Raw genomic sequence first — 11,371 nt, 5'->3', positions numbered from 1 at the left:
GCTTCGCCGTTGACCGCGTCAATGGAACCGGTCACCGGTTTGGTCATCGCCGCGTCGGTGTAGAAGGTGCCATTGGTTGGCGTGCCGACAGTGAAGGATTTAACGTCCGTCGGACTGTCTACGTCGGTGGCGGACAGTTTGACCGCGATGCCTACGCTTGGATCTTCAGCACCGGTCGCAGCAGTGGCATCAGCCACCGGCGCATCGTTGACCGCAGTCACGGTGATGGTGCCGTTGGCTGGAGCCGAAGTCAGCGGGTTGCTGCCGTCAGCGTTGCCGCTGTCGGTCGCGGTGTAGGTGAAGTCCGCGGTGCCGTGGAAGTTCGCATTTGGCTTGAAGTACACCGTGGCTTCGCCATTGGTGGCATCAATAGCGCCCGTCACTGGCTTGGTCATGGCCGCGTCGGTGTAGAACGTGCCGTTGGTCGACGTGCCGACGGTGAACGATTTCACGTTCTCCACGCCATCGATATCAGTAGCCGAAAGTTTGACCTCAATGCCCTGGGCCGGATCTTCGGAACCGGTCGCGGTAGTGGCCATGGCTTCCGGTGCATCATTCACTGCAATCACATTGATCGGCAGAGTGATCGACTCGGATTTCGGATCAGCGGTGCCGTCCTGCGCAGTCGCAGTGACAGTCAGGTTCACCAGGCCGTTGGCGTTTTCCGCCGGGGTGAAGACCAGGGTGGCCTTGTTCCAGTCGCTGATGTCGACGCTTTGATTGCCAGCTGTCGCTGTGAAGGTGTGACCCGGCGTGCCATCGGTGATGATCGCGTTGAGCGGGACGCCACTGATTTCCAGCTTGAGCGTCTCGGAGCCATCCTTGTCGGTGGCGTAGGCGTCGATGGTCGACAGCTTGATCGCATGGTCTTCCAGGCCGGTGTTCAGCACCTGGGTGACGTTGATGTTATCCAGCACGCCGCCCAACGAGTTGTTTGTCTCGCCAGCCGGGGCTTTGAATTCGAGCTTGGCATCGCCGTCAGCGGTGACCGGCACGACGAAGGTGTAAGTCTTCATGCCAACGGTGGTGGTGTCCAGGGTGCCGACTTTGACGCCGCCCCAGAATACGTCGATCACCGAATTGTTCTCGGCACCCGCACGTGGCGAGTAGTCGACCGAGATGGTGTACGCCGTGCCGGCTTCCGCCTTGATGATGGTGTACAGGCTGGAGTCGTCGCCGGCGTTTTTCTCAAGCTCGATGACCTGGCTGTTGCCTGGGGTCTCTACGCCGTAGTTGCTGCTTTGGCCGATTTCGACTTGGCCGTCGACATTCCCCGTGAGCCACGGAGTGCTCGGGGTGCCATTGACGACCGGGTTGTTAGCATTACCTACCGCGACGTCGCCCCACGAACCATTGAGATTGGCGCCGTCGAAGTTGATCGAGGACACCACACCACCGCCAAGCAGGCCCAAGTGCGGGGTGTCGGTAACCGGCGCGATCGTGATGTCGGCTGTGGTTACGGTGCTCGATTTACCGCCGTTGTCGACCGCAGTAAAGGTCAGCTCGGTTTTGCCGCTCCAGTCGCCGGTCGGGGCGAAGTAAACCGCCGCCTTGCCGTCGGCACCCGCTGGCACCGAGTCGCCGACCTTGAGTTCAGTTTGCAGCGTGGCGTCGCTGTACAGCTTGCCGTTCTCCGGCAAGGTAGTAATGACAAAGCTGGAGACGGTACCGTCCACGTCCTTGCCGTCCAGCACGATCTTGGCCGTATGGTCTTCATCGGCGGTGGTGTTGTCGACTGATGCAATCGGCGCGTCGTTGAACAGGTCGATAGTGACCTTGCCGGTGGCGCTGCCGGTTTCCGGCGGTTCGCGATCCAGGTTGCCGCCGCCGACGTCAGTCACATCGATGGTGACGGTACGATCAGTGCCGACAGGATTATCGCCCGGGCTCTGGAAGGTGATGGCTTCAACCACCTTGACGAAGTCGGCGGCGCTGCTGCCGGTCGCCGAGTCGCTGGTGAGGGTGTAGACGATTTTCCCGTCAGCGGCGCTGCCGCTCTGGGTGATGGTGATGCCGGCAACGGCCAGGGCCTTGAGCACGTCGGTATTGCTGAGCACATCACCCGAAGCCAGGTGGTCGACGGTGACCACGACTTTGCTGAAGGTGGTGTTGTCGACGTCTTTGATGGTCAGGTTCTCGACCAGCGCGACCGCGTCTTTTTGTTCAGTGAACGTGGTGCTGTCGAACTTGACCTCAGGCGGATCGTTCACCGGAACCACGTGTACCACGGAGGTCACGGGTGCCGAATCCAACTGACCGTCGTTAACGGTGATGGTCAGGGTGCGATTAGCCGGGTCCGGGTTCTCGCTTTCGCTGGCGAAGTGCACCGAACGCAGGACTTCCTGGTATTCCGCCTTGGTGGCTTCACCAGACAGGGTCAGGATGCCAGTGGCTTTGTCGTAGCTGACTGCAATTTTGGTGTTGCTGACATCTGCGATCAGCACATCGTCTGCCAGGTGGTTGACGAGTGTGACTTTGGCGCTTTGCAGGGTGCTGTTGTCGACGTCGCTGACGGTCAAGGTCGCCGCCACGTAGCCGCCAGGCTTGCCTTCAATATAGGTGTCGCCGAATGCGTTGGTCGAAGCGTTGCCCAGCACAGGAGCGTCATTAACCGCAGTCACCGTGATGGTGCCGTTGGCTGGGGTCGAAGTCAGCGGGCTGCCGTTGTCAGTAAGACCGCCGTCGGTGGCGGTGTAGGTGAAGTTCGCGGTGCCGTTGAAGTTTTCGTTTGGTTTGAAGTAAACGGTCGCTTCGCCGTTGACCGCATCAATGGAACCGGTCACCGGTTTGGTCATGGCCGCGTCGGTGTAGAAGGTGCCATTGGTTGGCGTGCCGACGGTGAACGATTTCACGTCCGCCAGGCCATCTACGTCGGTGGCAGACAGCTTGACCGCGATGCCTACGCTTGGGTCTTCAGCACCGCTCGCCGTAGTGTCCGCAGCCACCGGCGCATCGTTGACCGCGGTCACGGTGATGGTGCCGTTGGCGGGAGCCGAAGTCAGCGGGCTGCCGTTGTCAGTAATACCGCCGTCGGTGGCGGTGTAGGTGAAGTTCGCGGTGCCGTTGAAGTTTTCGTTTGGTTTGAAGTAAACGGTCGCTTCGCCGTTGACCGCATCAATGGAACCGGTCACCGGTTTGGTCATCGCCGCATCGGTGTAGAACGTGCCGTTGGTAGGCGTGCCGACGGTGAACGATTTCACGTCCGCCACGCCATCTACGTCGGTGGCAGACAGCTTGACCGCGATGCCTACGCTTGGGTCTTCAGCACCGGTCGCGGTAGTGGCATCCGCCACCGGCGCGTCGTTGACCGGGGTTACGTTGATGGTGCCGTTGGCTGGGGTCGAAGTCAGCGGGTTGCTGCCGTCAACGTTGCCGCTGTCGGTGGCGGTGTAAGTGAAGTTCGCAGTGCCGTTGAAGTTTTCGTTTGGTTTGAAGTAAACGGTCGCTTCGCCGTTGACCGCATCAATGGAACCGGTCACCGGTTTGGTCATGGCCGCGTCGGTGTAGAAAGTGCCATTGGTTGGCGTGCCGACGGTGAACGATTTCACGTTCTCCACGCCATCGATATCAGTAGCCGAAAGTTTGACTTCAATGCCCTGGGCCGGATCTTCGGAACCGGTCGCAGTAGTGGCGATAGCTTCTGGCGCGTCGTTGACCGGAGTCACGGTGATGGTGCCGTTGGCAGGCGCAGAAGTCAGCGGATTGCTGCCGTCAGCATTACCGCTGTCGGTCGCGGTGTAGGTGAAGTCCGCAGTGCCGTTGAAGTTCGCATTTGGCTTGAAGTACACCGTGGCTTCGCCATTGGTGGCATCAATAGCGCCCGTCACGGGCTTGGTCATGGCCGCGTCGGTGTAGAACGTGCCGTTGGTCGGCGTGCCGACGGTGAACGATTTCACGTTCGCCAGGCCATCCACATCGGTCGCACTCAGTTTGACCGCAATGCCCTGGGCCGAATCTTCAGCCCCGCCAGCTTCAACGACCTCTGCCACCGGCGCGTCGTTAACCGGCGTCACCGTCACGTCCAGCGTGCTGCTCGAACCGGTATTGGTGGTGTAGCCGATCTGCGGCGCTTCACCGTTGAAATCCTTGGCCGGGTTAAACGCATACGCGCCATCCGCACCGATGGTGATGGAGCCGACACCTTCGATAAAGGCGACTTTGCCTGCGGCATACGTGTTGCCGTCGACGGTAAACGTCGCGACGGTCAGCACGTTGTCGATGTCGCTGTCATTGCTCAGTACGTTGCCAGTGGCGGCCTGATCCTCGACAACGGTGTTGGTGTCCGCGACCAGCACGCTCGGATCGTCGACAGCGACCACTGTGGTCGTGGCGGCTTCCGGGTTGATCGCCAGGTTTTCGTAGTTACCGCCGCTCGCACCGGTGATGGTGGCGCTGACGGTCAGGTCTTTGCCGTCGGCCAGGTTTGCCGGCGTATCGACGCTGACGGTGCCCGTGGTTTTACCGGCTTCGATGGTGATAGTGGTGTTGTTGGACAGCGTGATGGTGACGTCGGTCTGCGCGGCGTTGTTCACGGTCGCGGTGTAGACGATCTTGCCACCCTCATCCACCGATGCAGTCGCGGTCAGTGTGACGGTGGTGGTGTCGATGGTGTCGTTGACCTGCGTCACCGCCGGCGTCGGGTCGGTGGTGATGATCAGGTTGCCGCCGCCAGAGGTACCGGCAATGGTGGCGGAGATCGACGAGGCGTCCAGGTAAGGCGTGTCATTACCGGCAAACGTGACGTTCAGTACACCCGAGGTCTGGCCGGCGGCGATCACGACAGCGAGGCCGTTGGACAAGGTCACGGTCAGGTCGCTGGTCGGCGCCTGGGTGATAAACACCGTGTAGACCACAACACCACCGGCTTCGGTGATGGTTGGCGTGGCGGTCAGGGTGATGGTGACGTTGCGTGGGTCGACGCCGTTATTGTCGGCGCCCGTTTGAGTCGCGCCCCCGGCAGCACCGGCATTCAAGCCGGTCGTCGGGTAACCGATGGTGGGGTCAACCACGCCTGCGGTGGCTTCCAGCACAACAAAGCTGTGACCACCGCCGACGGAACCGCTGTCTGAGCCTGCAGCGGTTTGGCCGGCAGCAGTGGCTTCGAGGTCTTGGGTCGGGTCGGCGCCCGCAGCGATGGCTTGCTGCAGCTCGGCAACGGAGGGTGCGGCTTGAGCAGTGGCGGCGCTGAGGTCGGTCACCGAGTCAGGCGCGTTCGCGCTCCACTGACTGTCGCGACCCAGATCGAGAACACGGCCGTCGGCCAGCTCCAGAGACACGGCGCCTGCGGGGCCGGTATCGATCTGCTCACCTGCGAACAGGCGATCCCCTTCTACAAGCAGACGTCGAATCCCCTCAGGGGAAACCGCGAACACCTGACCGACAATGCTTTTGACGACCGCAACGCTGCTCATAAAAAGACTCTCCGTGTATTACCGTTCAGTGGTATCCATCATGGAGACCGGCCTCTTTCTCTTTGCCGATTCGATAGCTGGAGTACTTACATTCTGCGTGGTTATCTTGGCGTCAATAATTTGTTGTTTGGTTCAGCAAATTACTTTTCCGTCAAGGTATTGACCTATTTGGCGCCATCCTAAACAATCCGCAGTGTAATGTCACATTGATATTTAATCGGCCTCGCGACTTTCTGTTTGGACTCTCAGGTTCCCATGACAAGCAGTCACTTCGGTTGCCAATTCCAATGCAAGATTTCACGTTTGTTGCGTTTTTAAGGCAACCAACCCGGGGAAACATCTAAATGCGTTTGCACCTCTTTAAAGCCGTGCCGTTTGCTCTAGCCGCCAGCTTCGTACAGGCTCAAACCCTGCCGGAAGCGATGCAGGACGCAGTGAAAAACCACCCGGAGATCCAGGCAGCTATCAATGCGCGCATCGCTGCTGACTACCAAGTCAGAGAGGCCCAGGGCGGTTACCTGCCTAAAGTGGATTTGTTGGGCGGTTATGGCCGCGAAAGCTCCGACAACACCTCGACCCGCGCCGCCAGCAACAGCCATGATTGGAAAACCCTGAACCGCGGCGAGTCGACGATCCGCCTGCAACAAAATTTGTTCCAGGGCTTTGGCACTATTAATGAAGTCGGCCGCCAACAAGCCACCGCCAATTCCCGTGGGTATGCACTGCTCAATACGTCCGAGCGCACCGCACTGACGGTCGCCCAGGTTTATCTGGATGTCTTGACCCGTCGCGAGATGGTGCAACTGGCAGAAGAGAACCTGAAAAGCCATGAACGCATTTTTGATCAGATCAAACTGCGCACCAGCCGTGGCGTGGGAAGGATGGCGGACATGGACCAGGCCGAAGCCCGACTGGCTCAGGCGCAAAACAACCTGATCACCGAACAGACCAACCTGGCGGACGCCAACACCAACTTCCTCAGCGTGGTCGGCAAAGAGCCGGACCAGTTGGAAAAACCGATGGGCATTGTGACTGCCCTGCCGGCCAGCCTGGATGAAGCGCGCCACCAGATGATTGCGGACAGCCCGGTGCTGCGCTCTGCCGAATCGGATATCGCTGCCGCCGAAAAGCAGTACGAAGCCGCCAAGTCGACCTTCTACCCGCGCTTCGATGCGGTGCTGCAACGTTCCGCCAATAACAACATCGGCGGCGAAGAAGGCCATGACAATGGCTACTCCGCCATGCTGAACATGCAGTTCAACCTGTACAACGGCGGCAGCGACAAGGCCAGCCTGCAGTCCAAGGCCTCCCAGGCCACTCAGGCGCTGGACATCCGCAACAACGCCCTGCGTCAGTTGAACGAAGAGCTGGGCCTGGCGTGGAACGCCTACAACAATGCCAGCCAGCAGGTGCCGATCGCACAGCAATACGTGGACCGCAGCACCAAAGTGCGCACCTCTTACCAGCAGCAGTTCAGCCTGGGTGAGCGTACACTGCTCGACCTGCTCGACAGCGAGAACGAACTGTTCACCGCTCAGCAGCGTTTGGCACAGATCAAAAACCTCTATATCTACACCCAGTATCGAATCAAGGCCGACATGGGCCAACTGCTGAGAAGTCAGGGTGTGGTTGCCCCGATGGCATCAGTTGTGCAGAACGATATTAAACCGTCGGTAAACCTGCCAGGGATGAACTGATTCTTGACGGCGTTGGACCACACAACCGTTTAAGAGAGAGTCAGCTTGGATTCTGAAATAGGTTTGGCGCAACTCAACCATGACCCGCGCACTCAGCACGACGACCCGTTGCTGGATGGGTTGTTGGCTCTCTGCTCACTGCATTACAAGCCCGCCAGCCGGGCCATGCTGACCACCGGCCTGCCCCTGGCGGGGCAGCGCCTGAGCCCGGACCTGCTGCCGCGTGCAGCCGCACGGGCGGGTTTGCAGGGGCGTTTGCTGCAGCGCAAGCTGGAGCAGATCCCGTCCATCGCATTGCCGGCCTTGCTGCTATTAAAGGAAGGACGCAGTGCGGTGCTGTTGGGATGGGAAGGTGACACCGCCCGCCTGTTGCTCAGCGAAAGTGACGGCGGCGAAGTCCAGGTCACCCGTGAGGTGTTGAGTCAAGATTACAGCGGCCGGGTTTTCTTCGCCCAACCGCAGCATAAATTTGACATCACCAGCGGCACGCTGATCCCGCGCGCGCGCTCGTGGTTCAAAGACACCCTCAAGCGCTCGCGCTGGCTGTACGCCGACGCCATCGCCGCAAGCCTGGTGATCAACCTGATCGCCCTGGCCGCACCGTTGTTTGTGATGAACGTGTACGACCGCGTGGTGCCGAACCAGGCCACCGCCACCCTGTGGGTGCTGGCTATCGGTATTTGCGGCGCCTACCTGTTCGACTTGCTGCTCAAGAGCATGCGCAGCCTGTGCCTGGACCTTGCGGGCAAGAAAACCGACCTGATCATTTCCGCGACGCTGTTCGAGCGCATCGTGGGCATGTCGATGAAAATGCGCCCGGCGCGCGTCGGCAGCTACGCCTCCAACATCCACGAGTTTCAGGGGATGCGTGACTTCCTCACCTCCCTGACGCTCACCAGCCTGATCGATTTGCCTTTTACCCTGATCATCCTCGCGGTGATCGCGCTGCTGGGCGGCCATCTGGTCTGGATTCCCATCGTCGCCTTCCCGCTGGCCCTGGGTATAGGCCATTTCCTGCAAAAACCCCTGACCGCGACACTTGAGCGCACCATGGCCCTGGGTGCGGAGCGTCAGTCGAGCCTGATCGAAACCCTCGCCGGGCTGGACGCGGTAAAGGTCAACAACGCCGAAAGCGAACGCCAATACCAGTGGGAACAAACCATTGGCACCCTCAGCCGCCTGGAACTGCGGGTCAAGGTCTTGTCCGGCCTGGCGATGAACATCACGCTGCTGATCCAGCAAGTGGCCGGCGTGGCGATGATCATCTTCGGCGTGTACCAGATCATCGACGGCACCCTCAGCATGGGCGGCCTGGTGGCGTGCTACATGCTCAGCGGCCGCGCGCTTGGCCCGTTGGCCCAACTGTCGGGCCTGCTGACGCGCTACCAGCAAGCCAAGGTGACGATGGTCTCGGTGGACCAGATGATGGAGCTGCCGCAGGAACGCAACTTCGAAGAACGCCCACTCAGCCGCAAATCGCTGCAAGGTGCGATGACGTTCCGCGAGGTCGACTTTACCTACCCGAACCAGCAAACCCTGGCCCTGCGCGGCATCAACCTGAATGTTCGCCCTGGCGAGAAAATCGGCATCATCGGCCGCAGCGGCTCGGGCAAAAGCTCGCTGGCCAAGCTGCTGGTCGGTCTGTATCAGCCGGACTCCGGCTCGCTGCTGGTAGATGGCGTGGACATCCGCCAGATCGACGTCAGCGAACTGCGCCACAACATCGGCTATGTCGCCCAGGACATCCAACTGCTGGCCGGCACCTTGCGTGACAACCTGGTCTCCGGTGCGCGCTACGTGGACGATGAGATGGTGCTGCAAGCCGCGGAACTCGCCGGCGTGCATGAATTCGCCAGGCTGCACCCGCAAGGTTACGAACTGCAAGTGGGCGAGCGCGGGCAAAACCTCTCCGGAGGCCAGCGCCAGAACGTCGCCCTGGCCCGCGCGCTGCTGCTGAACCCGCCGATTCTGCTGCTCGACGAACCCACCAGCGCCATGGACAACACCGGTGAAGAACGCCTGAAACAGCGCTTGCAGTCGGTTATCGAAAACAAAACGGTGATTCTCGTCACCCACCGCGCTTCGCTGTTGAGCCTGGTCGACCGCCTGCTGGTGATCGACCGTGGCCAGATACTCGCAGACGGTCCAAAGGCGGCCGTTATGGAAGCGCTGAAAAAGGGGCAGATCAGTGTTGCTTAAGTCCGGCGCAGGCCGTTTGAAGGACGTCATCTTCCGCTATTTCAAGGGCAGCGCCTCGCTCGATGACCAGCCACTGCCCGAAGTCGAAAAGGCGCTGATCGACGACGCCCCCCGCATCGTGCGCCTGACCATCTGGGGCGTCATCGGCTTCTTCGTGTTCCTGCTGCTCTGGGCCCACTTCGCGATCATCGACGAAGTGACCAAAGGCGAAGGCAAGGCGATCCCCTCGTCGCGCATCCAGAAGATCCAGAACCTGGAAGGCGGCATCGTCGCGCAGATCTACGTGCATGAAGGGCAGATCGTCGAAGCCGGCGCGCCGCTGGTGCGCCTTGACGACACGCGCTTTGCGTCCAACGTCGGCGAAACCGAAGCCGACCGCGTGGCCATGGAACTGCGCGTGGAACGCCTGAGCGCCGAGGTCGACAATCGACCGCTGAACATCACCGATGCCGCACGCAAAGCCGTGCCCAACCAGGCCTCGAACGAAGAATCGCTGTACCTCAGCCGCCGCCAGCAACTGGCAGACGAAATTGGCGGGCTGCAACAGCAACTGCTGCAACGCCAGCAAGAGCTACGTGAATTCAGCTCCAAGCAGGACCAATACCGCAACAGCCTGAGCCTGCTGCGCCAGGAGATCGGCATGTCCGAACCGCTGGTACAGCAAGGCGCGATCTCGCCGGTAGAAGTGCTGCGCCTCAAACGCTCCGAGGTCGAAACCCGCGGCATGCTCGACGGCACAACCCTGGCCATCCCCCGCGCCCAGGCCGCCATCAACGAAGTGCAGCGCAAAATCGACGAGACCCGTGGCAAGTTTCGCAGCGAAGCCCTCGCCCAACTGAACGAAGCCCGCACCAACCTGAGCAAGGCCCAAGCCACCTCCAAAGGCCTGGAAGACCGCGTCAGCCGCACCATGGTCACCTCGCCCGTGCGCGGCATCGTCAAGCAGATGCTGGTCAACACCGTCGGCGGCGTAATCCAGCCCGGCAGCGACATGGCCGAAGTAGTGCCACTGGACGACACCCTGCTGGTAGAAGCGAAGATCCGTCCACAAGACATCGCCTTCCTGCACCCCGGCCAGGAAGCCATGATCAAATTCACCGCCTACGACTACACCATCTACGGTGGCCTCAAAGGCAAACTCGAGACAATCGGCGCCGACACCGTGATGGACGAAGAGAAGAAAAACACCTTCTACGTCATCAAACTGCGCACCGACCGCAGCCACCTGGGCACCGATGAAAAGCCGTTGCTGATCATCCCCGGCATGGTTGCCTCCGTGGACATCATCACAGGCAAGAAGAGCATCCTGAGCTACCTGCTCAAGCCAATCATCAAATCCCGTGCAGAGGCGATGCACGAACGTTGATTTTTAGCTGGTGATGCGGAGAAATGTGGGGAGATTTGCGAAAACTTGGGTTTTCGCAAAAATAGTCAGATTTCAGGGGTTTACAGAACCTTGGCAGTCGCTATAATCGTCGCCCTAACACGCCGGTATAGCTCAGTTGGTAGAGCAACTGACTTGTAATCAGTAGGTCCCGGGTTCGACTCCTGGTGCCGGCACCATTTAAAAACAAAGGCTTGCAGCGATGCAGGCCTTTGTTTTATCCGCCATACGTAACAACGCACGTAACAAGCCGCGTAACAAGACTGTAGAACGCGCGCATACGCACACACCCCAGACTGGATGGATTTTTTCAGGTAGTGGGGGGTGCGCAAAAATAGTAATTTCTGTAACCCCTGCCGAGAAACAGGCGCAACGCCTTGAACTGCAAAGGTTTTCCGACAGTGGGCAAATGTAACTTTCTAGTAACTAATATGTAATCTGGTTACTCTTTCTTAAGGTGATATTGAGGCTACAAAAAAGCCTTATAAATCAGCACCTTATAAAAAATTACATTTTTGATTACTCCTAAGTTACATCTGTTTGTAATGTCAAATCCCCCGGACGGCGTGGCCTCCAGGGTCGGTCTGACCGCAGATTGCTGAAATTACTCTTTCCGAAAATCGCCCCCGACCACCCCCTCGAACCTAGATGCACCCCATAGCCCATAGAAGCCCCTCCAG

General features: G+C 59.7%; 4 protein-coding genes and 1 tRNA gene. 4 read left to right on the top strand and 1 reads right to left on the bottom strand.

Annotated features, from left to right (window positions below):
- The coding region (locus tag AB1462_RS22500) for a retention module-containing protein (protein ID WP_367247963.1) at positions 1-5,411 on the bottom strand (5,411 nt) is incomplete at its 3' end.
- 344 nt (positions 5,412-5,755) lie between these two features.
- Here AB1462_RS22500 and AB1462_RS22495 point away from each other — a divergent pair.
- The 4 genes from AB1462_RS22495 to AB1462_RS22480 all read left to right on the top strand — a co-directional run bounded on the left by AB1462_RS22495 (position 5,756) and on the right by AB1462_RS22480 (position 10,870).
- Entirely contained in the window at positions 5,756-7,108 is a 1,353-nt protein-coding gene (locus AB1462_RS22495; protein ID WP_259194597.1) for a TolC family outer membrane protein, read from the top strand.
- Positions 7,109-7,153: 45 nt separating this feature from the next.
- On the top strand, positions 7,154-9,307 hold the full coding sequence (locus AB1462_RS22490) for a type I secretion system permease/ATPase (protein ID WP_259194598.1): 2,154 nt from the start codon (positions 7,154-7,156) through the stop codon (positions 9,305-9,307).
- The gene (locus AB1462_RS22485) at positions 9,297-10,673 is read left to right on the top strand and encodes an HlyD family type I secretion periplasmic adaptor subunit (protein ID WP_259194599.1); all 1,377 of its coding nucleotides are present in this window, start codon (positions 9,297-9,299) and stop codon (positions 10,671-10,673) included. The genes AB1462_RS22490 and AB1462_RS22485 overlap by 11 nt, the downstream gene beginning before the upstream one ends.
- A gap of 121 nt (positions 10,674-10,794) precedes the next feature.
- Positions 10,795-10,870: transfer RNA gene (locus tag AB1462_RS22480), tRNA-Thr, on the top strand.
- The last annotated feature ends 501 nt before the right edge of the window (positions 10,871-11,371 follow it).

The organism is Pseudomonas sp. SB113 (genome assembly GCF_040754745.1).
GTDB lineage: Bacteria > Pseudomonadota > Gammaproteobacteria > Pseudomonadales > Pseudomonadaceae > Aquipseudomonas > Aquipseudomonas grimontii.
Note: the sequence above shows the minus strand (reverse complement) of the source record. Positions and strands in the feature narration are given on the sequence as shown.

Coding starts and splice junctions, on each gene's coding strand:
- AB1462_RS22495 (WP_259194597.1), top strand. CDS start 5,756: ATGCGTTTGCACCTCTTTAAAGCCGTGCCGTTTGCTCTAGCCGCCAGC.